At 68.3% G+C, this 24,718-nt stretch carries 26 protein-coding genes; 17 read left to right on the top strand and 9 right to left on the bottom strand.

Going from position 1 to position 24,718, the window contains the following annotated elements; all coding sequences use genetic code 11:
- Window positions 1–4 precede the first annotated feature (4 nt).
- The 16 genes from NYP07_RS19620 (at window position 5) to NYP07_RS19695 (ending at window position 15,873) form a co-directional block, all read left to right on the top strand.
- On the top strand, window positions 5–1,129 hold the full coding sequence (locus NYP07_RS19620) for an acyl-CoA dehydrogenase family protein (protein WP_268153424.1): 1,125 nt from the start codon (window positions 5–7) through the stop codon (window positions 1,127–1,129).
- A gap of 101 nt (window positions 1,130–1,230) precedes the next feature.
- Window positions 1,231–2,058, top strand: a complete 828-nt coding sequence (locus NYP07_RS19625; RefSeq protein ID WP_268153425.1) for an SDR family NAD(P)-dependent oxidoreductase — start codon at window positions 1,231–1,233, stop codon at window positions 2,056–2,058.
- Complete coding sequence (locus tag NYP07_RS19630) at window positions 2,058–3,752, top strand: FAD-dependent oxidoreductase (RefSeq protein WP_268153426.1); 1,695 nt, start codon at window positions 2,058–2,060, stop codon at window positions 3,750–3,752. The genes NYP07_RS19625 and NYP07_RS19630 overlap by 1 nt, the downstream gene beginning before the upstream one ends.
- Window positions 3,753–3,835: 83 nt before the next feature.
- Window positions 3,836–5,044, top strand: coding sequence for an acyl-CoA dehydrogenase family protein (locus NYP07_RS19635; RefSeq protein ID WP_268153427.1), 1,209 nt, complete (start codon window positions 3,836–3,838; stop codon window positions 5,042–5,044).
- Between the two features lies 1 nt (window position 5,045).
- Complete coding sequence (locus tag NYP07_RS19640) at window positions 5,046–5,741, top strand: TetR/AcrR family transcriptional regulator (RefSeq protein ID WP_268153428.1); 696 nt, start codon at window positions 5,046–5,048, stop codon at window positions 5,739–5,741.
- 37 nt (window positions 5,742–5,778) lie between these two features.
- Window positions 5,779–7,362, top strand: coding sequence for a phytoene desaturase family protein (locus tag NYP07_RS19645; RefSeq protein WP_268153429.1), 1,584 nt, complete (start codon window positions 5,779–5,781; stop codon window positions 7,360–7,362).
- Window positions 7,359–8,624 carry an MFS transporter gene (locus NYP07_RS19650; protein WP_268153430.1) on the top strand — a complete coding sequence of 422 codons (1,266 nt, stop codon included), beginning with the start codon at window positions 7,359–7,361 and terminating at the stop codon, window positions 8,622–8,624. The genes NYP07_RS19645 and NYP07_RS19650 overlap by 4 nt, the downstream gene beginning before the upstream one ends.
- Window positions 8,621–9,904: a cytochrome P450 gene (locus NYP07_RS19655; protein WP_268153431.1), complete on the top strand. Its 1,284-nt coding sequence runs from the start codon at window positions 8,621–8,623 to the stop codon at window positions 9,902–9,904. Before NYP07_RS19650 ends, NYP07_RS19655 begins: the two co-directional genes overlap by 4 nt.
- Before the next feature lie 5 nt (window positions 9,905–9,909).
- On the top strand, window positions 9,910–10,263 hold the full coding sequence (locus NYP07_RS19660) for a nuclear transport factor 2 family protein (RefSeq protein WP_268153432.1): 354 nt from the start codon (window positions 9,910–9,912) through the stop codon (window positions 10,261–10,263).
- A gap of 4 nt (window positions 10,264–10,267) precedes the next feature.
- On the top strand, window positions 10,268–11,269 hold the full coding sequence (locus NYP07_RS19665) for a flavin reductase family protein (RefSeq protein ID WP_268153433.1): 1,002 nt from the start codon (window positions 10,268–10,270) through the stop codon (window positions 11,267–11,269).
- Window positions 11,266–11,670 carry a Cif family virulence factor gene (locus NYP07_RS19670; protein WP_268153434.1) on the top strand — a complete coding sequence of 135 codons (405 nt, stop codon included), beginning with the start codon at window positions 11,266–11,268 and terminating at the stop codon, window positions 11,668–11,670. The genes NYP07_RS19665 and NYP07_RS19670 overlap by 4 nt, the downstream gene beginning before the upstream one ends.
- Window positions 11,671–11,687: 17 nt before the next feature.
- Complete coding sequence (locus NYP07_RS19675; protein ID WP_268153435.1) at window positions 11,688–12,266, top strand: glutathione S-transferase family protein; 579 nt, start codon at window positions 11,688–11,690, stop codon at window positions 12,264–12,266.
- A 97-nt stretch (window positions 12,267–12,363) separates the two neighbouring features.
- The gene (locus NYP07_RS19680) at window positions 12,364–12,792 is read left to right on the top strand and encodes a limonene-1,2-epoxide hydrolase family protein (protein ID WP_268153436.1); all 429 of its coding nucleotides are present in this window, start codon (window positions 12,364–12,366) and stop codon (window positions 12,790–12,792) included.
- Entirely contained in the window at window positions 12,789–13,823 is a 1,035-nt protein-coding gene (locus tag NYP07_RS19685; protein ID WP_268153437.1) for a hypothetical protein, read from the top strand. The genes NYP07_RS19680 and NYP07_RS19685 overlap by 4 nt, the downstream gene beginning before the upstream one ends.
- The gene (locus tag NYP07_RS19690) at window positions 13,823–14,632 is read left to right on the top strand and encodes an SDR family NAD(P)-dependent oxidoreductase (protein WP_268153438.1); all 810 of its coding nucleotides are present in this window, start codon (window positions 13,823–13,825) and stop codon (window positions 14,630–14,632) included. The genes NYP07_RS19685 and NYP07_RS19690 overlap by 1 nt, the downstream gene beginning before the upstream one ends.
- Window positions 14,629–15,873 (top strand): MFS transporter, encoded by a 1,245-nt coding sequence (locus NYP07_RS19695; RefSeq protein ID WP_268153439.1) that lies wholly within the window; start codon window positions 14,629–14,631, stop codon window positions 15,871–15,873. Before NYP07_RS19690 ends, NYP07_RS19695 begins: the two co-directional genes overlap by 4 nt.
- A 73-nt stretch (window positions 15,874–15,946) precedes the next feature.
- Here the strand turns inward: NYP07_RS19695 and NYP07_RS19700 are convergent, their stop codons facing one another.
- The 8 genes from NYP07_RS19700 to NYP07_RS19735 form a co-directional block, all read right to left on the bottom strand.
- Window positions 15,947–17,149, bottom strand: a complete 1,203-nt coding sequence (locus NYP07_RS19700; protein ID WP_268153440.1) for an MFS transporter — start codon at window positions 17,147–17,149, stop codon at window positions 15,947–15,949.
- A gap of 1 nt (window position 17,150) precedes the next feature.
- Window positions 17,151–18,059: a DMT family transporter gene (locus NYP07_RS19705; protein WP_268153441.1), complete on the bottom strand. Its 909-nt coding sequence runs from the start codon at window positions 18,057–18,059 to the stop codon at window positions 17,151–17,153.
- 174 nt (window positions 18,060–18,233) lie between these two features.
- Window positions 18,234–18,785, bottom strand: coding sequence for a glutathione peroxidase (locus tag NYP07_RS19710; protein ID WP_268153442.1), 552 nt, complete (start codon window positions 18,783–18,785; stop codon window positions 18,234–18,236).
- Entirely contained in the window at window positions 18,782–19,321 is a 540-nt protein-coding gene (locus NYP07_RS19715) for a carboxymuconolactone decarboxylase family protein (RefSeq protein WP_268153443.1), read from the bottom strand. Before NYP07_RS19715 ends, NYP07_RS19710 begins: the two co-directional genes overlap by 4 nt.
- 15 nt (window positions 19,322–19,336) lie before the next feature.
- Window positions 19,337–20,503, bottom strand: a complete 1,167-nt coding sequence (locus NYP07_RS19720; protein WP_268153444.1) for a thiolase family protein — start codon at window positions 20,501–20,503, stop codon at window positions 19,337–19,339.
- Between the two features lie 9 nt (window positions 20,504–20,512).
- Window positions 20,513–21,415, bottom strand: coding sequence for a 3-hydroxyacyl-CoA dehydrogenase (locus tag NYP07_RS19725; RefSeq protein ID WP_268153445.1), 903 nt, complete (start codon window positions 21,413–21,415; stop codon window positions 20,513–20,515).
- Window positions 21,416–21,437: 22 nt separating this feature from the next.
- Window positions 21,438–22,289 (bottom strand): fumarylacetoacetate hydrolase family protein, encoded by an 852-nt coding sequence (locus NYP07_RS19730; RefSeq protein ID WP_268153446.1) that lies wholly within the window; start codon window positions 22,287–22,289, stop codon window positions 21,438–21,440.
- Window positions 22,286–23,368, bottom strand: coding sequence for an amidohydrolase family protein (locus NYP07_RS19735; RefSeq protein WP_268153447.1), 1,083 nt, complete (start codon window positions 23,366–23,368; stop codon window positions 22,286–22,288). Before NYP07_RS19735 ends, NYP07_RS19730 begins: the two co-directional genes overlap by 4 nt.
- Window positions 23,369–23,544: 176 nt before the next feature.
- On the opposite strand from NYP07_RS19735, the gene NYP07_RS19740 reads away from it, so the two are divergent.
- A complete protein-coding gene (locus tag NYP07_RS19740; RefSeq protein WP_268153448.1) occupies window positions 23,545–23,955 on the top strand; it encodes a VOC family protein in 411 nt (136 codons plus the stop codon).
- Here the strand turns inward: NYP07_RS19740 and NYP07_RS19745 are convergent.
- Complete coding sequence (locus tag NYP07_RS19745) at window positions 23,937–24,716, bottom strand: SDR family oxidoreductase (RefSeq protein WP_268153449.1); 780 nt, start codon at window positions 24,714–24,716, stop codon at window positions 23,937–23,939. The two genes, NYP07_RS19740 and NYP07_RS19745, sit on opposite strands and share 19 nt — an antisense overlap.
- Between the last annotated feature and the right edge of the window lie 2 nt (window positions 24,717–24,718).

The following is a 24,718-nucleotide window of genomic DNA, read 5'->3' on the forward strand; positions in this document are numbered from 1 at the left end:
CGCCATGCGCCCCGTCTTCCGCGAAGACCACGAACAGTTCCGCGAAACCGTCCGCCGTTTTGTCGACAAGGAGATCGTCCCCCACCTGCACGAGTGGGAACACGCCGGCATCGTGCCGATATCGCTCTGGCTCAAGGCGGGCGAGGCGGGCCTGCTGTGCTCCACCGTGCCCGAGGAATACGGCGGCTCGGGCGGCGACCTCGGCCACTCGGCCGTGATGATCGAGGAACTGGCCCGCGCCAATGCCACGGCCGTGGGCTTCACCACCCATTCGGAGATCGTGGCGCCCTACATCGTTGCCTATGGCAGCGAGGAGCAGAAGCAGCGCTGGCTGCCGCGCATGGTCAGTGGCGAACTGATCGGTGTGATCGCGATGAGCGAGCCCGGCATCGGCAGCGACCTGCGGGCGATGCGCACGACGGCCCGGCGCGAGGGCGACGACTACATCATCAACGGCCAGAAGACCTTCATCACCAACGGCGGCAACGCGGGCCTGATGGTCACGGCCACCAAGCTCGACCCGGCCGACAAAAAGCTGACCTTGGTCTGCGTGGAAGAGGAGCGGCCCGGCTTCGCCAAAGGCAAGCTGCTGGAGAAGATCGGCCTGAAGGGTCAGGACACCTCCGAATTGTTCTTCGACAACGTGCGCGTGCCGGTCAGCAACCGCCTGGGCGCCGAGAACGAAGGCTTCAAATACCTCACCCACCAGCTTGCCTGGGAGCGCACGATCATCGGCATCCGCGCCTGCGCCTCGATCGAGGCGCTGCTGGAGGAAACCATCGCCTACACGCGCGACCGCAAGGTTTTCGGCCAGACGGTGTTCGACTTCCAGAACACCAAGTTCAAGCTGGCCGAGTGCAAGGCGCAGGCGACGATGCTGCGCGCCTTCGTGGACGACTGCCTCTCCAAGGCCATGCGCGGCGAGCTGACCGCAGAGGTCGGTGCCATGTGCAAGCTGATGGGCTCCGAGATGCAGGGCAAGGTCCTTGACGAACTGCTTCAACTGCACGGCGGCTACGGCTTCATGAGTGAGTACAAGATCTCGCGGGCCTGGGTCGATGCGCGGGTGGCGCGGATCTATGGCGGCACCTCCGAGATCATGAAAGAGATCATCAGCCGGTCGCTCTGAAGACGGCAGCCACGCTGATGATCGCATCGATGCGCCCCCTATCCCGAGCGCACGGGCTGCCTGCCACGCCAGCTGGCCGCGGCACCAAGGAGACAAGCATCATGACCATCCCATCCATGTCTGACGCCGACTTCCGCGATCGCTACGGCCCCTGGGCGCTGATCTCCGGCGCCTCCGAAGGCACCGGCGCCGAGTTCGCGCTGCAAGCCGCGGCCAAGGGGCTGAACGTCATCCTGGTGGCCCGACGCATCGACAAGCTCAACGAACTGGCCGAGCGCATCCGTGCCGAACAGAAGGTCGAAGTCCACACCGTCTCGCTGGATCTCACCGCCGCCGATGCCGCAGCCCAACTCCAGCAGGCCGCCGCGGGGCGCGACCTGGGACTGGTCGTCTTCAACGCCGGCGGCGACAGTGTCGGCGGGCCCTTCCTCGACAAGCCCTACGCCTCCTGGCGCACGCTGACCCAGCGCAACATCGACCTGCTGACCGAGGCCTGCCATGCCTTCGGCACCGCCTTCGCCAAGCGCGGGCGCGGCGGGCTGATCCTGGTGGGTTCGGAGGCGGCCCTCGGCGGCTGCGGCCGCCTGGCCATCTACACGGCCACCAAGGCCTATGCGATGAACTTCGGCGAAAGCCTCTGGAAGGAACTGAAGCCGCACGGCGTCGACGTGCTGAACCTGCTGATCGGCGCCACCGACACGCCGAAGCTGCGCACCGTCTTCGCGAAGAACAATCTCTCGCCCGACCTCGTGCCGCTCACCCCATCGCAGGAAGTCGCCCGCCTGGGCCTGAGCGGCCTCGGCCGCGGCCCGACCCTCGTGCTCAATGCGCTGGAGGATCTGGACAGCCCGCTGGTGTCCTCCACGATCCGTCGCGAGCGCGTGGAGGTGCAGAGCAAGTTCCTGGACAACTTCTACGGCCCGGCCTGATGGGTCTGGTTGGAGATCAGCAAGCGACGCAGACTCTCGAGACCGATGTCGTCGTCGTCGGTTCTGGCGGCGCCGGCCTGACGGCCGCTACGGTGGCGGCCCGCCACGGGCTCCAGGTCTGTCTGGTCGAGAAGACCGCCTTCTTCGGCGGCACGACGGCGCTGTCCGGCGGCGGCATCTGGGTGCCGCGGAGCACGCTGGCGGCGCAGGCGGGGATCGAGGAAGCGCCGGAGGCTGCCTCGCGCTACATCCACGAGGTCGTCGGCGACAGCCTTCGCGGCGATCTGCTGGACGCCTTCCTCAAAGCCGCGCCGCGCATGGTGGACTACCTGCACGAGCACACCGCCGTGCGCTTCCGCCTGCAACGCGGCTTCGCCGACTGGCATCCCACCGCCGCGGGTTTCATGCGCGAAGGCCGGCTGCTCTGCCCGATGGACTACGCCGGTCGCGAACTCGGCCCGCACTTCGCCAGGCTGCGGCCGCCGCTGAACGAATTCAACGCGCCAGGCGGTCTGATGATCGGCCTGCCCGACATGGGCCACGCCGCAAACATGACGCGCTCGCTGGTCTCGTTCAGGCACATGGCCAAGCTCGGTCTCGCCTACGCGCGAGACCGCCTGCGCCACCCACGCGGCATGCGTCTGACGATGGGCAATGCGCTGGCCGCGCGCCTCCTGCGCTCGGCCGTCGATGCCGGCGTGAGCCTGTGGAACCACGCGCCGATGACCGGCCTGCTGACAGAGGGCCGGTCGGTGACCGGCATCACCGTGCTACGCGAGGGCCGGCCGGTGCAGGTGATGGCACGCCGCGGCGTCGTACTGGCCAGCGGCGGGTTCTCGGCGAACGCCGACATGCGCCGCCGCTACATCCCCTTCGCAGAACACCACGTATCGCTGGTCCCGGAGGGCAACACGGGCGATGGTCTCAGCAATGCCCAAGCGTGCGGCGGCCGCTTCGACGGCGCCAACCACAGCAACGCGGGCTGGGTCGTGGTCTCGGTGCTGCACGAGCCGGACGGCCGCGTGCGCAAGTTCCCGCACCTGTTCCTCGACCGCGGCAAGCCGGGTTGCATCGCCGTCAACAAGGACGGCCGACGCTTCGGCAACGAGTCGGCCACCAACCTGGTCGAGCCCATGCACCGCAGCGGCTCGGTGCCGGCCCACCTGATCTGCGACGACGCCTTCATCCACCGCTACGGCCTGGGCCTGGTGCGGCCAGGCGGCTGGGGCCTGAGGCGCCTGGTGGCGGCGGGCTACATCATCAAGGCTGCTTCCATCGAAGCCCTGGCGCAGCGGATCGGCGCGCCACCCGAGGCCCTGGCCGCCACGGTGAGCCGCTTCAATGCGCAGGCCGACAGCGGCATCGACCAAGACTTCGCCCGCGGCAAGGACAAGGCCGACCACTTCATGGGCGATCCCGGCCACGGGCCCAATCCCTGCCTCGGCGCCATCCGGCGCGGGCCGTTTTACGCGGTGCAGATCTTCCCCGGCGATTCGACGACGACCGTGGGCCTGCGCGTCGATGCCAGGGCCCGCGTCCTCGATGCTCAGGATCAGCCGATTCCCGGCCTGCATGCGATCGGCCTGGACATGAACTCGCTCTGGCGCGGGCGGGCGCCCGGCAGCGGCGCCAACAACACGCTGGGCCTCACCTTTGGCTACATCGCTGCACGCACGCTTGCCGGCATGAGCTGATCCGCCGCCCAAACTCAGAGTAAACACTTATGTCACTCTGCCTCTATGGTTGACACTATTCGCATATCTGTTCAGGAACAAATATGCGTACTTCGTCGCCGGAACCTGTTGCCGATCTTTCTGACCCCGTCGCCCTTGCCCGCGCGCTGACGCCGCTGCTCGCCAAGCATGCCGAGAACGCAGAGCGCGAGCGCTGCGCCAGCGCCGTGGTGATCCAGGCACTGCGCGATGCAGGCCTGTTCAAGATGATGTTCGCCCGCCGGGCTGGCGGCGTCGGCCACAAGCTAATCACCCACGTCGAGACGGTCGCCGAACTGGCCCGCGGCTGCCCGGGCACGGCCTGGGCCTTCGGCCTGCTCTCCGGCGTGACCGGCTCGGCCTCCGCGATGCCGCCGGTCATCCGCGACCTGGTCTTCAAGCGAGGCGATGAACTGGTGTGCAGCGTCGCCGGCCAGATCGGCACCGCGCGCGCCACCGAGGGCGGGTACGTCGTCGATGGTTCCTGGGGCTACGGTTCGGGCTGCCTGCATGCGGACTGGGCACTGAACGGAATCCGCATCCTGGACGATCAGGGTCAGCAGAACGACGCGGGCTTCGCCTTCCTGCCGCTGGCCGGGCCGGACGTAGCCATCCAGGACACCTGGCATGTCTCGGGCCTGTCGGCCTCGGGCAGCAACACCATCGTAGCCAGCAAGGCCTTCGTGCCGTCGACGCTGGTGCTGCGCTTCTCGGCGCTTCGCGGCAGCCGTCCGCTGGCCGAGATGGAGCCGCGGGACCGCTGGCCCGTCGAGCCGCTGTTCCCGCTGGGCGTACTGTCGCCGATGCTCGGCGCTGCCGGTGCGATGCTGGACATCGTCAAGGCGAACATGCCCGCGCGGCCGACGATCGGCTGGCAGTACGGCAAGCAGGCGGACTCGCAGACTTTCGTCGGCCAACTTGGCGAGGCGGCGCTCGAGATCGACTCGGCCTGGCTGCATGTGCGCCGGGCCGTCTCGATGATCGACGAGGCCGCACAGAGCCAGCCGCTGAGTGGCTACGAGAAGGCGCGCGTCCAGGCGGACTGCGGCTACGCGATGCGGCAGTTGCGCCGCGCCGGCGAGCGCCTGATGGAGATCGCCGGGCCGGGCGCCTTCGCGCTCAGCAGCCCCTTGCAGCGCCTGTGGCGCGACCTGAGCGTCGGCTCGCGACACACGGCGCTGAACACGATGCTGTCCACCGAACTCTATGGCCGCGCGCTGCTGGGCCAGGCCTCGAACCTGTCGCTGCTGCCCGATATCCGCGAGGCCGCCTGAAGTGGAATCGACCGCCTCTACCGAGGACTTCCGCGTCCGCTCCGCCGCGGAGAAGCGCGAGCGCATGCACGCCCGGCTGATCGCCGCGACGATGGAGGCCTATCTGCAGGCGCCAGCCGGCTTCCACCCGGTGATCGACGACGTGATCCGCGTGGCCGACGTCTCCCGCGGCACCTTCTACAAGTACTTCGATTCGCTGGACGAGGTGCGCGCCAAGATCGGCCGCAGCATGGCGGGCGAGATGCTGTCGAGCTACGAGGCGCTGTTCGCCGGCATCGAAGACTACGCCGTGCGCATGGCGGCCGGCCCGCTGATGGCGCTGGCCCGCGCGGCCATGGAGCCGCGGCACGCCGCCTTCATCTCGCGCGTCGACTTCATCGAATTCCTCGACGGCGAGGACCCGCGCAGCGTGATCGTCAAGCGCGGGCTCGAGGAAGGCCGGCAGCGCGGCCAGGTGCAATTCGAATCGCTGGAGGCCGCGGTGGACTTGGTCGTCGGTGTGAGCCTCGAGGGTGCGCGGCGGATCTTGCAGACCGGCGCGCTGGACGGCGCCTACATCCGCGAGACCGCGACGCTGGTGATGCTGGGCCTGGGCCTGTCCCGCCCAGAAGCCAAGGCCGCCGTCACCGCCGCCTGGGAACACCTGCAAAAAGTATCGGGCCGGCTGCACTGGTGGAGACCGGTCGGCGGCATTTAAGACAAGAAACGCGTTCGAGAAGAACCCGAAGGATCCCATGAGCGAGACAACAGCAACCTACGACGCCGTCATCGTCGGCGGCGGACACAACGGCCTGGCCTGCGCCTGCTACCTGGCGATGGCCGGCAAGAAGGTGGTGGTGACCGAGGCGCTGGAGAAGGTCGGCGGCATGTGTTCCTCGGGCTACCTGATTCCAGAGGCGCCGCAGCACCTGGTTCATCCCTGCGCGCTTGACCTGATGTCGCTGCGGGTCCATCCCATGATGCCGGAGGAACTGGACCTGGCGCGCCATGGCTTCAAGCACGTGGAGATGACGCCGGGCTATGTCTACCTGCACCCGGACGGCCAGTCGCTGGCCTTCTGGCGCGACGTGGACAAGACCGCCGCCGAGATCCGCCGCTTCTCGGAGGCGGACGCCGCCGAGTTCATCGAGTTCATGAAGATCGTCAACGCCTTCATCGACATGGCGATCCCGATGATGCGCGTGGACCCGGCGCTGAAGAACTGGGGCGCGAAGTTCCAAGCGCTGAAGGCGCTGCTGCGCAACAAGCACCTGAAGCCCGAGATCATGGGCATGCTCGGTAGCCCGGCCTACCAGGTGATCATGGAGCGCTTCGAGCACCCGATCACCCAGTCTGCGCTGTGCTGCCTGCTCGGCGCCGCAGGCCCGATCACCAACGAAGGCACGGGCGTCTACTTCGCGCTGCTGGGCTTCCTGCTGCGCACAGGCGTGGGCCGCGTGGTGGGTGGCATGCAGCAGTTGAGCAATGCGCTGGCGGCACGACTGGAAGAACTGGGCGGCACGATCCTGCTCAATGCGCCCGCGGCCGAGATCATTGCCCAGGGCGGCAAGGCCACCGGCGTACGGCTGAAGGACGGCCGGGTACTGAACGCCAAGGCCGTGGTGGCCAGCATCCATCCGAAGAACGCGTTCGACATCGTCACCCCCGGAGCGCTGGACCGGCGCGCCATGGTGCGCGTGGCGCTTGCCCCGGCCAACGCCCACGGCGGCGCCCCGCTGAAGGTGGACGTGGCGCTGCGCGGCCAGGTCAGCATCAAGCGCCACCAGGCAATGCGCAGCGACGGGCTGGACCTGCGCAAGTGCGTGCTGCTGATCGGCACGACCGACGCGGTGCTCGAGAATTTCCGCGCCGCGGCGCGCGGCGAGGTGCCCACCCTTCCCTATATGTGGAGCACGCTGCCCAGCGCCGTTGATCCGTCGCAGGCGCCGGCCGGGCAAGACATCGCCTATCTCTATCCGGTGGCGATGCCGGTCAAGCCCGGCGAAGGTTGGGACGCGATCCGCGGCCGCGTGGGCCAGCAGGTGATCGACCAGGCCAGCGAGTACATGGACGGCCTGAAGGATCTGGAGATAGGCCGCCGCGTCGAGGCCTCTCCGGACCTGGCCAAGCGGCTGAACGTGCACAACGGCTGCGTGGTCCACATCGACACCGGCACGACCCGGTCCGGCGGCATGCGGCCGGCCTTCGGCCTGGGCGGAGAAACGCTGCCGGTGGCGGGCCTGTTCTTCGGCGGCGCCGGCATCCACCCGGGCGGCGGCATCAACGGCCTGCCCGGCCGCATCGCAGCGGGGCGCGTGAAGCGCTTCCTTGCCAAATGAACACGCACGCGATCAGCGCGGCTCCGGCCACGCCGCCACTGGCCACCAGCGAGTTCCGCTCCGGCTGGAAGACGCTGCTGCTGGCTCTGGCCGGCGTGGCCACCAGCGTCAGCGCGCTGCTGATCTACAGCCTGGGCACGCTTATCGTGCCGCTGAGCGACGCGCTGGGCTGGAGCAAGGCCGACCTGCAGCTGCTGGTGAGCTTCCTCGCGGCCGGTGGCGCGGTGTCCGTCAACTTCGTCGGCTGGCTCAATGCGCGTTACGGCATGCGCGCGGTGACCGGCGTGTCGATGCTCGCGCTGGTGCTGGCCTTCGCCTCTCTGACACTGGCCTCGAGCGCCATCGGCTGGCTCTACCTCGGCTATTTCCTGCTGCCCTTCATCGGCATCGGCACTACACCGGTGACCTGGACGCACATCGTCAATCTGCGCTTCAAGCGCCATCGCGGCCTGGCCTTGTCGCTGGTGCTGTGCGGCACGGGCCTGGCCGCCGCCGCGCTGCCGCCGCTGCTGAGCGCTGCGGTTGCGCGCTGGGGTTGGCAGGCCGGCTACCTGAGCCTCGGCGGCCTGGTGCTGGTGTTCTGGCTGAGCACGGCCTGGCGTAACCTGCCCGCGCAGGGCGTGGCAACGAACAGGACGCCAACGGACGGGGTCGACGGCATCCCATGGCGGCAGGCCGTCGGGAGCCGAAGCTTCTGGACCTGCAACATCGCGCTGGCCTTGGTCGTCTCGGCGCTCTACGGGCTGACGGCCAATACCGTGCCGATGCTGCGCGGCCTGGGCTTTAGCGCTGCCACCGCGGCCGGCATCTTCAGCAGCTTCGGCGTGGCGCTGATCGCCGGGCGCATCTTCGTCGGCGCGCTGATCGATCGCTACTGGGCGCCGGGTGTCGCGGCGATCGTGCTCGCGATGCCGGCCATCGGCTGCGCACTGCTGCTCAGCGCCGATGCACACACCCCGCTGGCCCTGCTGGTCGCAGCCACCGCGCTGTGCGGCGTGGGTGCCGGGGCGGAGTTCGACATCGCGGCCTATCTCGTCTCCCGCTACTTCGGGCTGCGCGACTACGGCCGCCTGTTCGGCATGCACCTGGGCCTGGTCACCATCGGCTCGGCCGTATCGCCCTTTGCCTTCGGCGCGTTGCTGAAGGCCAGCGGCTACCACCCTCTCTTCATGCTCTGCGGCGGCGCCTGCGTCCTCGGCCCCGCATTGTTGCTCACCCTGGGGCGCTACCCCGACCTTTCCAAGACGGAGACAAAGCCATGACAAGCCACACCGAACAATCGAACGAACAGAAGCTGGAGAGCGTGTACTCGTCCGTCTCCGACGCCTACAAAGGCACCGGCGCCGACATCTACGCGATGTGCCGCGAGATGCGCCAGAACTCGCCGGTCTGGGAGGGCGACTTCATCGGCAAGTTCGGCGTGCCGACGAATGCCGGCATGAAGATGCAGACCCGCAAGACGGTGGCCGTCTTCAAGTACCAGGACGTGATGAATGTGCTGAAGGATGCCACCAACTACACCAACGGCTTCATCGCCGAAGGCCTGGGTGCGGTGTTCGACGGCCTGATCATCCTGGCCATGGATGGCCAGCAGCACCGCAACGTGCGCGCCATGCTGCAGCCCGCCTTCATGCCGGAGACGGTCAACAAGTGGAAACCGGCGCTGGACCGCATCATGCGCGAGGAGTTCATCGCGCCGCTGGTGGCGGCCAAGAAGGCTGACCTGGCGGACTTCGGTCTCAACTTCCCGATCCGCGCGATCTACGCCGTCATGGGCTTCCCGGAGGACAAGGAGACCTATCGCCAGTACGCCACCTGGGGCCTGGCCATCCTCGGCGCCAACATCATCGACCCAACCAAGATCGATGAAGCCCGCCGCCAGGCCGGCATCGCGCTGAAGGGGCTGTACGACTCGATCAAGGGCGTGGTACGGCAGCGCCGCGCCGAGGGCGCAACTGGCGACGACCTCATCAGCCGCCTGATCCGCGCCGAGTACGAAGGCCGCAAGCTCGACGATCACGAGGTCACGACCTTCGTTCGCTCGCTGCTGCCCGCCGCCACCGAGACGACCACCCGGACCTTCAGCGCCGTGATGACCATGCTGCTGACCAAGCCGGAACTGATGGCCCGCTTGATGGCCGACCGCTCGCTGCTCAACAAGATCATCGACGAGACGGTCCGCTTCGAGCCGGTGTCCACATTCAAGGTCCGCGAGGCCGCCAACGATATGGAAATCGGCGGCGTAAAGATCGAGAAGGGCAGCTTCGTCCAGTGCATGGTGGCCTCGGCCAACCGCGACGAGACCGTGTTCGAGAACCCCGACGTGTTTGACGTCGATCGCCGCCAGAAGCCTTCCTTCGGCTTCGGTTTCGGCGCGCACATGTGCATCGGCCAGTTCGTCGCCAAGGTCGAGATCGTCTGCGCGGTCAATGCCGTGCTGGACCTGCTGCCAAACCTGCGCGTCGATCCGACCCAGGCACCGCCGGTCATCGAGGGCGCCATGCTGCGCGGCGCCAAGAACATCCACGTCATCTGGGACTGAACACTATGGACGCATCCAGCATCCAGGCCTTCCTCCATGCCCAGGTGCAGGCCTGGAACGCGGGCGACAAGGAGGGCTTCCTCGGCGCCTATCGCCAGGCGGCGCCGGAAGGCCTGTTGATCGAGTACGTCGGGCGCGGGCCGGCCGGCAACGGCTGGCCGGTGCTCGAAGGCATGTGGGCCCAGCAGGGCGCCAAGATCGAGATCGAGGAGGTGCTGCTGGTCGTCAACGGACTCGAGGCGGCCTGCCACAACCGCAACAAGTTGCGCGACACGACGATTGCCATCGAGACGATCGAGTTGTACGACTTCAGGACGCCGGGCCGCCTGGCCGTCCGCTACTTCATCAAGCAGGGCTGAGCGGATGGACTCAGTGATGCCGTCGCGGGCCCATGATCCGAAGGCCTTCCGCGCCGCGCTCGGATCCTTCGCCACCGGCGTCACGGTCATCACCGCGTGCTCGGGCGACGGGACCCCGGTGGGCCTCACCGCGAACAGCTTCAACTCCGTCTCGCTCGATCCGCCGATGGTGCTTTGGAGCCTGGCCAAGACCTCGCGTAGCCTGCCGGTGTTCATGGACACCGAGCACTGGGCGGTGCATGTGCTTGCGGCTGAGCAGCACGGCCTCTCGGACGTGTTCGCCCGCGCGGGCGAAGACAAGTTCGCCGGCCTGGAGGTCGTGGCCGCAGCGGGCTCCGGCGTGCCGCTGCTGGAAGGCTGCGCCGCCCGCTTCGAATGCCGCACGAGCTTCCGCTACGAGGGCGGCGACCATGTCATCATCGTCGGAGAGGTCACCGCGTTCGAGCGCAGCAGCCGTTCGCCGCTGGTGTTTCACGCCGGTCGCTACGCCAGGGCCACCGAGCACGACCGCTCGCTGCCACAGGCGCGCAGCGCCAGGATCGCCGGCGGTCTCAACGACGACATGCTCGGCTACCTGCTCGGCCGAGCGCACTACCAGAGCCACGCCGGCCTGCGCGAACTGGTGCGGGAGCAGGGCCTGAGCGAAGCGCAATGGATCGTCATTGCAGCGTTGACCGTACAGGACGGCGTCACGGCCGCCAGCCTCGATGCCGCACTCTCCTATGTGCTCGACACCCCCTGCGAACCCATTCTCTACGCGTTGCTCGCCCAGGGCTGGATCGCCATCGCCGGCTCGGCCGGGGGGCCGCCGCTCTACCGCCTCAGCGAGTCGGGCCGCATGCGCTCCGTCCACCTGCTCGCCGCTGCGAAGTCGCGCGAGTCTGACCTGCTCGCCCGCATGGAAGGCGACGACGGCCTGCTGTTGAAGGCCCTCCTGCGCAAGTTCATCACCTCGACCAACCCCGGCCTCGCCGACCTCTGGCCCGCCGAACAAGGACAGGTATGACCACCGTAGAAAAGGCAGCCATCGAACGCTTCATGCACGGCCAGGTGGCCTGCTGGAACAACGGCGACCGCGAGGGCTTCATGGCCCACTACCGCGAGATGGCGCCCGAGCGGCTCGACATCGGCTACGCCGGCCGCAGTGACCCGAACACAGGCTGGTTCGTCATCGAGGAAATGTGGGACAAGCACAACGCGAGCTTCCGGCTCGAAGTCGTGGAGACCATCGTCAACGGCAACGAGGTCGCAGTGCATCACCGCAACTGCATCAAGGGCACCGATGCGGTGATCGAGAGCATCGAGACCTACCGCTTCGAACCGGGCCGCCTGTCGGTCGTCTACTTCCTGAAGCCGCCAGCGCAAGCGATCGAACTGGAACAGTTCCGCGGCTTTGCGGCCGCCTGAAGGACGGGGCCGCGACGATGCTGACGCTCTACCACTCGCCCGGCTCCTTCTCCTCGCGCATCCTCTGGTTGCTCGAGGAACTGGAGGCCGACTACGCGGTCGAAATCGTCAGCTACCCCAAGGCCGACGGCAGCAACGCCGATCCGCGCAATCCGCATCCCCGCGGCTACACGCCCGCACTCTCGCACGACGGCCATGTGGTGACCGAGACCGGCGCCATCGCCCTTTACCTGACCGACCTGTTCCCGCAATCGCCGGTGGGCGTGCCGTCAGCCAACCCGCTGCGCGGCCGCTACCTCACCTGGCTGTTCTACCAGGTGGGCCTGACCGAACCGCTGGTCTACATGAAGGGCAGGAAGCTGCTCGCACAGGACGCGCCGATGCGCTACCTGGACGGCGAAATGATGAAGCACATCGAGGCCACGCTGGCGGCCGGACGTTACATCCTGGGCGATCGCTTCACGGCGGTGGACATCCTCTGCATGAGCCTGTTCGAGCACGCCCGGCCGCTGCTGGACGACAGCGCCTTGATCGATGCCTATCTCGCCCGCGCCGACCGCCCTGCCCGCAGGCGTGCCGCGGCCCGTGTCGACTAGATCTGCAACTCGCCGATGGCAGCCCGCAACTCATCGATAGCAAGCCAGCCAAAGACGATCTCACCTTCACGCCGAATCGACAGCCCCAGGTCTAACCATGAACCCCGAAGCCACGGTACGCCAATTCATCAGCGCCTTCAGCAAGAGCTGGCCCCAGGACTTCGACGCCGCGCTCGCCCCGCTGGCCGAGGACGCCAGCTACCAGATCGTGACGCCCACGGTCGAGCCGATCCGCGGCCGCGCCGCGATCAAGGCCGCACTGCTGGGCATGAAGGAACGGGTGACCGACCAGAAGCATGTGATGAAGGCCGTCGCGGCCGACGGCAACACCGTGTTCACCGAGCGCGTGGACTCCTCGCTGCGCAACGGCCACTGGGTGGAGATCCCGCTAGTGGCCGTCTTCGAACTCAACGACCGCGGCCAGATCCAGTCCTGGCGCGAATACCTCGACCTCGCATGCGTCGCTCAGAAGCACGGCATGAGCTCTGACGCGCTGCTCAACTCCCTGAAAGCACTGACATCATGAAAACCTTTCCCCGCGTGCCCGAACGCGGCGACTTCGCCTTCCAGATGCTCGTCGCCCCGCACCGCAGCAGCGGCGCCGCCATGCACGACCTGCGCGGCTTCTTCGGCCTGCACTTGAGCAAGACCATGCCCTTCGGCACCGTGCGCGACGACGAGGGCCACATGTACACGGTGGTGCGCGCGGTCAACTCGCCCACCGGCACGCCCAACAACACCCGCTTCATCTACCAGAGCACCCGTGTAGACGGCCAGACCCTGCGGATGGACAAGCCGAAGATGCTGGCCACCGCGCAGACGCTGATGCCCACCCGCACCCTGGTGGAGGGCGACACTGCCCGCTGGACCAGCCTGCCGGAAGAAGCCGGCACGCCCTGGAAGCTGGACGCCTCCGGCGAGCACATGCACTGGGTCGAGGAAGGACTGATGGACCTGCAAGGCCGCAACATCGGCCCCGGCATGCAGTGGCTGCTGCCCGGGGTGGACTGGGGCACCTTCTACATCTCGCAGCTCTATGACGTGGCCGGCACGGTCGAGGGCCGCGCGGTCAAGGGCATCGTGGCGGTCGAGCAGTCGTACATGGCCGAGGGCGGCCAGGTGCATGCCAAGAAGTGCCTGATCGTCAACAACAAGAAGCATGTGATCTGGTGCGCCTTCGCCACCGTCTACACCGACGGCACGATCGACGCCGGCACCTTCCTGGTCGGCCACGAGAACCTCGGCTTCGCCTTCCTCTGCAACGAGAAGAGCGAGGTGCGCACCACCACCGACATCGAGGCCACCGTCATCCGCAAGGACGGCGATCCCTTCATCGACAAGGTGCTGCTGACCGTCGAGGGCAAGGACCAGTGGGAATTCATCCCGGACGCCAAGGGCCGCATGGTCGACTTCCTCGGCGGCCATGTGCCCACCGCGCAGCAGGAAGGTCGCTGGCAGCGCGTCGGCGACACCCGCGTGCCTGACCGCTGGTTCGCCTGGGGCGAAGGCGACCGCCGCAACGGCACGGCCCGCAACGTTCTCGGCACGGAGGAATGATGAGCCCCCACCTGGGCCGCTTCGACGGCCAGGTGGCGATCGTCACCGGCGGCGCCTCGGGCATCGGCGAGGCGACCTGCCGCCGGCTCGTCGCTGAGGGCGCGACGGTGGTCATCGCCGACATCGATGGCGAACGGGCAGCGTCGGTGGCCGCGGAACTGGGCCGTGCTGCCAGCGCCGTGCAATTCGACGCTGCCGACGTGACATCGATCGAAAGCCTGGTGCTGTGCACCATCGAGCGCTTCGGCCACCTGGACGTGCTGCACAACAACGCCGCCCTCACCTCGCCGGCGCTGCACGCCAAGGACACGAACGCCATCGACATCGGCTTCGACACCTGGGACCTGATCTTCGCGGCCAATGTGCGCGGCTACCTCGCCGGCTGCAAATACGCGCTGCCGACGATGATCCGGCAGGGCTCGGGCGCCATCGTCAACACGGCCTCCACCGGCGCCTTCTCCGGCGACATCACGCGCATGGCTTACACGGTGTCCAAGGCAGCCATCATCGGCCTGACCCGCCAGATCGCCACGCACCACGGCAAGCAGGGCATCCGCTGCAATGCGGTGGCGCCGGGCCTGGTCATGTCGCCCGGTGCGCGCGCCGCGGTGCCGGACGTCATCCAGGTCATGCAACGGCATCTGCTGACGCCGGAGATCGGCGAGCCGGACGACCTGGCCGCCCTGGTCTGCTTCCTCGCCTCAGAGGAGGCGCGCTACATCAACGGCCAGACCTATATCGCCGACGGCGGCATGCTGGCCCACAACCCGGCGATGGCCGACCTTGTCGACCTGGCAGCCCACCGATGAACACCAGCGAATTCGCCCGCGGCTGGCGCATCCTGCTGCTGGCCCTGGCCGGCGCCGCCACGACAGCCAGCGTGACCCTGCTCTACAGCCTCGGCACGCTGGTGCTGCCGCTGCAGAAGGCCTTCGGCTGGAGCCGGCCCGACCTGCAGATCGCCATCAGCTTCATGTCGGGCGGCGTCGTTGTCGCCAGCCAGTTGGCCGGCTGGGCCAACCTGCGCTGGGGGCTGCGACGCATGGCGCTGATCTCGCTGGCAGCGCTGGCCCTGACCCTGTTCGCAATCACGCTGATCCCGAGCGCGATCGGCTGGCTCTACCTGCTCTACTTCCTGGCGCCGATCACCGGCACCGGCATCACCTTCGTGACCTGGACGCAACTGGTCAGCCAGTGGTTTGATCGCCGCCGCGGGCTGGCGCTGGCGCTGGTGCTCTGTGGCTCGGGCCTGTCTGCTGCCATCCTGCCGCCGCTGTTGGGCTGGGCCATCGAGCGCTGGGACTGGCGCGCGGCCTTCATCGTGCTTGGCGGCTTGCCGCTGGTGCTGACCTGGCCGCTGGCCCTGCTGTGGTTCAGGGCCAGCCCGGACGCCGGTGCCACGCCGCAGAAGGCGGCCGCTGCCGGGCAACCCTGCGTGGCAGGACCCTCCGACTTCCGCACCGCCGTGCGCTCGCGCCGCTTCTGGACGCTCAACGTTGCGCTGACGCTGGTCGTCTCGGCCATCGTCGGCATGGTGACCAACACCGTACCGCTGCTGCGCGACATCGGGCTCAGCGCCACCGAGGCCGGCAGCGTCTTCGGCAGTTTCGGCATCGCGTTGATTGCTGGCCGGGTCATCGCCGGCTGGCTGATCGACCGCGTCTGGGCGCCCGGCGTGGCGGCCGTGGCGCTGGCCATGCCGGCCATCGGCTGCCTGATGCTGTCAAGCGCGGGCCCCGCCTCGCCGTCCTGGCTGCTGGTGCTGGCGGTGTGCCTGGTCGGCGTCGGCACCGGCGCCGAGTTCGACATGTCGGCCTACCTGGTCTCCCGCTACTTCGGGCTGGAGCACTACGGGCGACTGTTTGGGATCCACCTGGGCCTGATTACCGCCGGCAGCATGCTCGCGCCCTTGATGTATGCGGCCATGTACCAGGCCAGCGGCGGCTACGGCCCCTTGCTCGCCTACAGCACGACCTGCTGCGTGATCGGACCGGCGCTGCTGCTGACGCTGGGACGGATGCCGCGGGTAGGAAACCTGAAGCTGGCCTGAAGGACCCTGACACCAAGATGCGCCGGCCACCGAAGACCTTGTTCGGCGCCAGGCTCTGCATCAGCGACTCAGTTCAGTGGTCTGCATGACTCTCGCTCCCATTGCGGGCCTGCCAGGTTCCCAGCGCCAGTGCGCAGGCCATCAGGCCCAGCAGCGTGCTGGCCCCGAGCGCCGCGCCCGCCGCCCCGAAGACAAGCGGCATCGTGGTCATCGAGAGGTGCACGCTCATGGCCCGCAAGGCCAGCGCCTCGCCCTGGCGACCTGGCGGCGCCACCTCGTGCACGCTGGCCAGGATCGCCGGCTGGATGGCGCCCAGCGCCAGCCCCAGCACCGAGGCTCCCAGGCCCATCGCCCACACCGCGCCCAGGGACGGGAACACCAGCAACACCGCACCCGCTAGGCCAAGCGCGCCCACCATCATCAGCCGGCGCGACAGCCGCTCGGCCACCAGCGGGATCAGCAGCCGCACCGCCATGGAAGCCACCGCATAGGCCGCCAGCACGCTGCCGATCGAAGCCGCGCTGAAGCCCCGCGCATGCCCGAGGATGGGCAGCGCGAAGCCGAACACATCCCAGCTCGTCGACACCAGCCAGTTGATGAACAGCAGCCGCCGGAAGGCGGGCGAGCCCAGCATCTGCCAGGCCGGGGGCGGCGCAGTCGCCGCCGGGGCGGCGCGGGCGATCAACTCCCGCGGCACGCCGCCGGCGATCAGCAGGGTCGCGGCGGGCAGCAGTGCCAGGGCCAAGAAGGCGGCGCGAAAGCCGTAGTGGTCGATCAGCACTCCCGCCAGCAGCGGCCCCACCAGATTGGCCACCGAGGGCGCGAGTGCCACGCGGGAAAAGATGCTGATCCGCTCTGCAGTGCTGCGTGCCATGCGGCTGGCCGTGCGCTGCACCGCGATCATGCCGAAGCCCGAGCCCGCGCCGCACAGCGCGGCCGTGGCGCAGAGCGCCAGCACATGACCGCTCAGCGCGCCGCACAGGGCGCCCAGCAGCGAGAGCGTGGCCGCGACGCGCACCGGCCGATGGAAGCCGAAGCGGTCGGCCATGCGCCCCGCCGGAATGGCGAACACGGCCGGCACCAAGGCGAAGAAGGCCAGCAGCACGCCGACGGCGAAGGCGCCTTGCCCCTGCTGAAGCGCCTGCAAGGGCGCGGCCAGGCGCGCGCCCTGCGTGCAGGCGTGCAGGCCGACCTGGCAACTCACCAGGGCGAGCAGTCCCATGGCCTGGCCTTGCGCGGCGGGGACGGGTGTCACCCGGGCTTGCGGTTCACTCATTTCAAGCCTCTTGCAATTCGGCCGAGGTCGACAGGGGCCGGGCCGGCCACAGCACCAGCACGATCGCCCCGAGGATCAGCGCGATGGCCGCGCCGTCCTGCCAATGCAGGGTCTCGCCCAGCAGCGCCGCGCCGGACAGCAGCCCGATCACCGGGATCATGCAGATGCTGACGCTCGACGCCACCGGCGGCAGCGATCGCGCCAGGCTGAACCAGGCTGGCTGGCAGAAGCCGAAGATCAACGCGGCGTTGTAGGCGATGGCGCCAAACACCCGGGGGTCAGGAATTGCCCAGCGGGCGGACTCGGTCGCGGAACTCCAGCCGCAGGCGACGGCGGTCGTGATGACGGTCATCCAGAAGGCGATCGCCAGCGTCGGCGCCTGCACCTGCGTGCGTCGCAACTGCTGCGTGCCCAGCGCCCAGATCGCGGTGCCGAACAGCAGCACCGCGGCCGACACCGGCGCGCCCCTCATCCGTGCGAACTCGTGCCACAGCAGCAGCACCACGCCCACCCCGGCCGCCAGGATGCCCAGCGCTTGCCGCCCGCGCACCCGCTCGCCATAGAACCCCAGGCCCCACAGCGCCGAGAACACCGGCATCGTGTAGCCCAGGATCGCCGCCCGGCCCGAGGGCAGGCCCGGCAGCGCGAGCATCAGGCAGACATGCCAGACCACCATGTTCGTCAGGGCCAGCAGGGCCACGGCCGCCCAGTCCTGCCGCGCGATGCGGAACGGCACCTTGAAGAAGCGCAGCGCCAGCGCCAGGCACGGCAGGCCGGCCAGCATCGACAGCGCGCGAAAGGTCATCGGCGGGTAGGCGTTGACGGCGCTCTTCATCACCGGCCAGTTCAAGCCCCAGACGAGCGTGAGCAGCACCAGCGGGATGGCCTGCGAGCGGGTCAGCCGGGTCATGGAATCATCAGCCCGCCGTCCCCCGTCGCGGGCTGCGAGTTCGTCGGCGCTCATGCGCTGCCGGTGGGGCTCGTACACCGGCCTCGCACAGATGCAAGCCCGCGCTGCAGCCGGCCACATCGCTGGTCACTTCGATGACGCAGGCCGGCGAGGACGGCGCCATCGTTCATCGCTTCAACCCAGCGCCTGCTCGATGGTCGCCAGCAGCGCGGGATGCTCCGCCGTCACGTCCGGCGCAAAGCGCGCCAGCACCCGCCCGTCGCGGCCCACCAGGAACTTCTCGAAGTTCCAGGTCACGTCGGTCTCGCGCTTGGGCAGTAGGCCGTGCTGGGCCAGCGTCTTGTGCAGCTTGTCGTCGCCGGAGCCGTGGGCCTGCGGCTGTGCGGCGATCAGCGCCTGGTACAGCGGATGGCGCGGCTCGCTGTTGATCTGCACCTTGGCGAACAGCGGAAAGTGCACGTCGTAGCTGGTGTCGCAGAAGCTCTGGATCTCGGCCTCGGTGCCCGGCTCCTGGCCAGCGAAGTCGTTGCAGGGGAAGCCCAGCACCTGAAGGCCGCGTTCGCGCTGTTGCCGGTACAGGGCTTCCAGGCCGGTGTACTGCGGCGTCAGCCCGCACTTGGACGCGACGTTGACGATCAGCAAGACCTGGCCCTTGTAGGCCGCCAGCGTGGCGGGAGTGCCGTCGATCCGGGTCAGCGGGATGTCGTACAGGAATGTCTCGCTCATGTCGTGCCTGCCTCCTCGTAAGCCTGTTGGACGTAGGTCATGCGGCCGCCGGCCAGCATCAGTGCGCAGAACAGATTCAGCTCGACGACCTCGGGCACGCTGAACCATCGTGCGAGTTCGGCGTAGACGGTGTCATCGATGGCCGTGTAGTCGTCGGCGAACAACTGCGCATAGCGCAGGGCCGCGCGCTCGGGTGGGCTGAAGCGGTCGCTGTCGGGCGCGAGGCAGGCCAGGTCGGCAAGGTTCGCCAGATCGGCTTCGGTGACCGTGTCGCTCTTGCGGGCCAGCCGGCAGGCCTGGCAGTTGGTAATCGAGGCGATCTTGAGCCGCACCAGTTCCCGCAGTCGCGCGCCCAGCAGGCCGTGCGTATGTAGCTGCTCCAGCGCCTGCAGCCAGGCGGCGGCCACTTCGGGCCGGTGGGCCCAGACCTGGACGGGCGCCGTGGTGCTCAGCATGCCGCTGCTGCGCCCGCGCTCCGTCACCGCTCGCAGCCCCGGCGGGAACTCGCTCAGCGGCACGAGGGGCAGACGCGGCATCACGGGGCTCCGGCCTCAGAGGCGTTCAATGATCGTCGCCGTACCCATGCCGCCGGCGCAGCAGATGGCTTGCAGCCCGTAGCGGGCGCCGCGGCGCTCCATCTCGTGCAGCATCGAGACCATGATCCTTGCGCCGCTCGCCCCGAGCGGGTGGCCCAGCGCGATCGCACCGCCGTTGACGTTCAGCTTCTCGTGCGACACGCCCAGCTCGCGCATCCAGACGATCGGCACCGGGGCGAAGGCCTCATTGACCTCGAACAGGTCAATGTCCTTGATGGTCAGGCCGGCCTGCGCCAGCACGCGCCGGGTGGCGGCAATGGGGCCGGTCAGCATGAGAGTCGGGTCGGAGCCCACGGTCGTGAAGGCTCGCACCCGCGCCCGCGGCTTGAGCTTGAACTGAGCGACCGTCTCGGCGGAGGCCAGCAGCAGCGCGGCGGCGCCGTCGGAGATCTGCGAGGCATTGCCGGCCGTGATGCGGCCGTCGGCGCGGAAGCTGGTCTTCAGCGTAGCCAGCTTTTCCGCCGCCGTGCCGGGGCGGATCGTCTCGTCGGCGGCGAACACCGGCGCCTCGCCTTCCAGCCCCTTCTCGCGCAAGGCCATCACCGGCACCGGCGTGATCTCCTTCTGGAACCAGCCTGCCGCTGCCGCTGCGGCGGCGCGGCGATGGCTCTCCACCGCAAAGGCGTCCAGTTCGCTGCGGCTCAGCTTCCACTTGTCGACCAGGCGTTCGGCGGCCTCACCCTGGCCGGTCAGCTCGTACTTGTCGCTGGCCATCCAGCCGAAGGCCTCGCCGTGCAGGTCGCGGTTGCTGCCCATGGGCACGCGGCTCATGTTCTCGGCGCCACCGGCGACAACGATGCGGGCCGAGCCCGCATGGATCAGCCCCGCCGCCACGTGGACAGCCGCCTCGCCGGAGCCGCACTTGCGGTCGATGGTGAGGCCCGGGATCGTCTCGGGCCAGCCGGCGCCGAGCAGCGAGGTGCGCGCGATATTGGCGGACTGCTCGCCGATCTGCGTGACGCAGCCGAAGATCACGTCATCGACAACATCTGCCGGCAAGCCGGCACGCTTGACGAGTTCGGCGATGACGTGGGCGCCCAGATGGTCCGCGCGCACCCCGGCGAGGCTGCCGCGGAACTTGCCAACCGGGGTGCGGATGGCTTCGATGATGTACGCGCTCATTGGGGGACCTCAGAGTGCGCTGGCCTTGAGGCCCGAGGCCGGCACGCGCTGGCCGCCCTCGTACTTGTAGACGCCGTGGCCGGTCTTGCGGCCCAGGCGGCCGGCGGCCACCATCTTGATGATCAACGGGCAGGGGCGGAACTTGTCGCCCAGCATCGCGTGCAGGTAGCGCAGCACCGACAGGCGCGTGTCCCAGCCGGTCAGGTCGCCCAGCTCGAGCGGGCCCATCGGATGGTTGAAGCCCAGGCGCAGCGCGGTGTCGATGTCCTCGGCGGTGGCCGTGCCTTCCTGCAGCATCCACATCGCCTCGTTGCCGAGCAGCGCAGACATGCGGCTGGTGGTCAGACCCGGCGATTCGTTGACGACGATGCTGGTCTTGCCGATGGCGTCGGACCAGTCACGGGCCCGGGCGACGGTCTCGTCGTCGGTGGCCAGGCCGCGCACCAGTTCCACCAGCTTCATCTTGTGGACCGGGTTGAAGAAGTGCATGCCGACGACGCGCTCCGGCGACGCCACCGCGGTGGCGATCTCGGTGACGCTCAGCGCCGAGGTGTTGGTGGCGATGACGGCGTTGGCGGCCAGCACCGGCGCAGCAGCGGTGATGACTGCCTTCTTGATGTCCAGCTTCTCGGAGACGGTCTCCACCAGCAACGCGGCGCCGCCGGCGGCAGACACCAGATCGGCGGAGATCGTCAGCCGCGCCTTCGCCGCCGCGGCGGCGTCGGGCTGCACCTTGCCGAGCTTGACGCCGTCGTCCAGGATCTTCTCGATCTGCTGGCGGGACTTGTCGAGCGCGTCGCCATTGGTGTCGACCAGCACGGTGGTGAAGCCGGAGCTGGCGAAGGCGTGGGCGATACCGGTGCCCATCAGGCCGGCGCCAACGACGATGATCTTGTCTGTGAGGTCTGCCATGGTCCTGGCCTCTCTGGTTGTCTTAGCGGGCCAGCTTCGGGCCCACGGTGTTTCTGAGGATGCCGATGCCATCGACCTCGGCCTCGACGACGTCGCCCGGCTTCAGGAACAGGCCCGTGCCCTGGGCAGTGCCGGCCGGGGAGCCGGTGAACATCACGTCCCCGCATTCGAAGGTGGAGCGCTCGTCCACGAAGCGCACGAGGAAGCCCACGTCCCAGGTCATCTCGGCGGTGTTGCCGTCCTGGCGCGTCTCGCCGTTGACCTTGAGCGTCAGCCGGCGCATGGGAGAGCCTTCTGGAAACTCGTCACGGGTAACGATCCAGGGCCCCAAGCCGGTCGAGCGGTCCTGGCTCTTGGCGGCGAACAGGTCCATGCCGACGCCGGGCGGGCCGCTGCGCTGCAGGTCGCGGGCGCTGACGTCGTTGCCGACCGTGTAGCCCAGGACGCTGGACAGCGGATCGTCGCGGTCGACGCTTTCAGCGCCGATCACAGCCACCAGTTCCACCTCGTGGTCCAGCTCATCGGTGAGCGGCGGATAGCGCATCTCGTCGCGCGCGCCGATCAGCGCACCGAAGGCCTTGAGGAAGGCAATCGGCTGGCCATGAGGCTTGACCAGGCCGAAGTCAGCCGCCAGGTGCTTGGCGTAGTTGGCGCCGGCGACGACGACACGGTTGCCCTTCTCGATCGGCGGCAGCAGGCGCACCGCCGTCAGCGACAGCGGACCGCCGGTGGTCTCGATGGCGCCGGCCTCGCCGCGGGTGACCCGCGGCGCCCAGTCGGCAAACGCGCCCTTGATCGGCGTGACCGTCTGCGCCGGGACATCGACGAGTGCCCAGAAGGCTGCCCCGCCGGTGGTGCAGCGCGCGATCTTCATGCTGTGGCCACCTGCTTCGGCGCCGGGCTGCCCAGCTTGGCCGGGTCGAGGTGCAGCAGTTCGCAGGCGTTTTTCCAGCGGATCTTTTGCAGATCGTCATCGGACAGACGCAGGCCGTCGGTCAGGTCATGGCGCACGGCATCGCTACCGCCGAAGTTGCTGCCGTACAGGATGCGGTCGGCGCCGAGGATGTCGATCAGCGCCTGGCGCATCGGCAGTTCGTGTAGCTCGACGTCGAAGTAGAAGTTCTTCAGGTACTCGGTGACCGGCTTCTTGTTGTGGGAGACGTCGAGGTTCGGATTGCACTGCGCCATACGGCCCAGTTGGTAGGGCACGTAGCCGCCGCCGTGGGTGATGTAGACCTTGAGGTCGGGGAAGCGGTCGAATACGCCGCCGTTGACCATGTACCAGAAGCAGCGGGTCTCGTCGTAGTTCATGCCGACGATGGCCGTGGTCTCGTAGCGGTCGTCGTTGGCTTTCTTGCCCCAAGTCACCGACTGGTTATATCCATGCACGAACATCGGCAGATCCAGGTCGCACAGCGCGCGCCAGACCGGGTCCATCTCCGGGGAGTCGAACTCCAGGCCCCCGAAGTTGGCGCCGCCAGCCACCAGGCCCTTGGCGCCCAGGTGCGTGCAGGCACGGCGGATTTCCTTGGCCGCCTCTTCGGGGACGTTCAGCGGCGCGTGGGCCCAGGCCATCAGACGATCCGGCGCCTGGCCGCAATAGTTGGCCAGTGTGTCGTTGACCTTGCGGGCGAAGGGCACCGAGAACTCGGGCTCGGCCCAGTACATGTAGCAGTGCGAGGGCACCGACACGACTTGCGCGTTCTGGCCCGCGGCATCCATGCCGGCCAGGCGGGTCTTGGGGTCGGCCCAGCGGGCGAGATAGGTCTCCAGCTTGGGGCCATTGCCCGCGCGGACAGCCGCTTTTCGCTCCGGCGAGCCGAGGCCAAGAATCCAGTCGCCGACGCGCAGCTTGATGTCGCCGTCCTGGTGCTGCTCGAAGAACGGGCCCCAGTGCGGATGCTGGTTGTAGTAGTCGGGGTGCGGGGCATGAGCGTGCAGATCGATCAGCATGGGTGAACCTCGATGAATGTTCGTCAGGAATTTGTCCGGGTCGCCAACCCGCGTTACTCGTACGGTCGGAGTGGGATGCCGGCATCATGCCAATGTTAGGCATATTTAGCAAATATGTTCAACTAATAGGTTTCCAGTAGGCAAGCCGGAGCATGCAGATGGGTGCGATACAGCGGATGGACCACTTCACCGTCGTCACCGACCGGCTGGAGGAGACGCGGGTGTTCTATGAACGGCTGGGCCTGGCGGTGGGCCCGCGGCCGGACTTCGGCATCGGTGGCCTCTGGCTCTATGTGGGCGGGCATCCGGTCTTGCACGTGATCGAGGTGCAGCAGATGCCTACGCCGCGGCGCGGCGCGCTGGACCACATGGCCTTCATGGGGGGCGATGCCGCGTCCACGCTTGGGTTGCTGCAGCAGGCCGGCATCGCCTACCGGCTGGTGCGGCTGCCACGGCCCTACAGCACCTGGCAGGTGTTCTTCCAGGACCCGAATGGGGCGGAGGTAGAGATCGACTTCGACGCGGCGCAGGCCATCCCGGCCGCGCTGCGCGTCTCACCCGATCCCGGTCAGATCAGGCCGTCGTAGGAGCCGCCGTCGACCTGCAGGTTCTGCCCGGAGATGAACGCGGCTTGGGCCGAGCACAGGAAGGCGCAGGCATCGGCCAGTTCCTCCGGGCGGCCCAGGCGCCCCGCCCTGACTATCCGTGCCTGCAGGGCGCGCGCCTCTTCGAAGCTGATGCCGCGGTCGCGCATCATGCGCTGTGCCATCTCCAGCTGCCGACCGGTGTCGATGTGCTGCGGCAGCAGGTTGTTGATGGTGACGTTGTCGGCGACGACCTCGCGTTGCAGCCCCTTGCAGAAGGCGGTGAGCCCAGTGCGGGCGGTGGTCGACAGGCTCAGGCCCAGGCGCGGTGACTTCACCACGGCCGAGGTGATGTTGACGATGCGCCCGAAGCGACGCTTGCGCATGCTGCCGATGACCGCCGTGATCAACTCGATGGGCGCCAGCATATTGGCCTCCAGCGCAGCCAGCCAGGCCAGGTGGTCCCAGTCGCCCAGCTTGCCCGGCGGCGGGCCGGCATTGTTGGTGACCAGGATGTCCGGGCCGGCGGCGATCTCCAGCAGCGCCGCGCGACCCGATGCGATGTTCAGGTCAGCGACCGCCAGCGCGGGGCGTCGGCCATGCAGGCGCTCGATCTCGTCGGCAGCGGCGGCGAGGCGGCCGGCATCGCGGCCGTTGAGGATGACGTCGCAGCCTTCGCGCGCCAGGGCCGAGGCACAGGCCAAGCCCAGCCCGCGCGAGGATGCGCATACGAGCGCCCGACGCCCGAGCAACCCAAGGTCCATCG

It is taken from the genome of Pelomonas aquatica, from assembly GCF_026712205.1.
Taxonomy (GTDB): domain Bacteria; phylum Pseudomonadota; class Gammaproteobacteria; order Burkholderiales; family Burkholderiaceae_C; genus Pelomonas; species Pelomonas aquatica.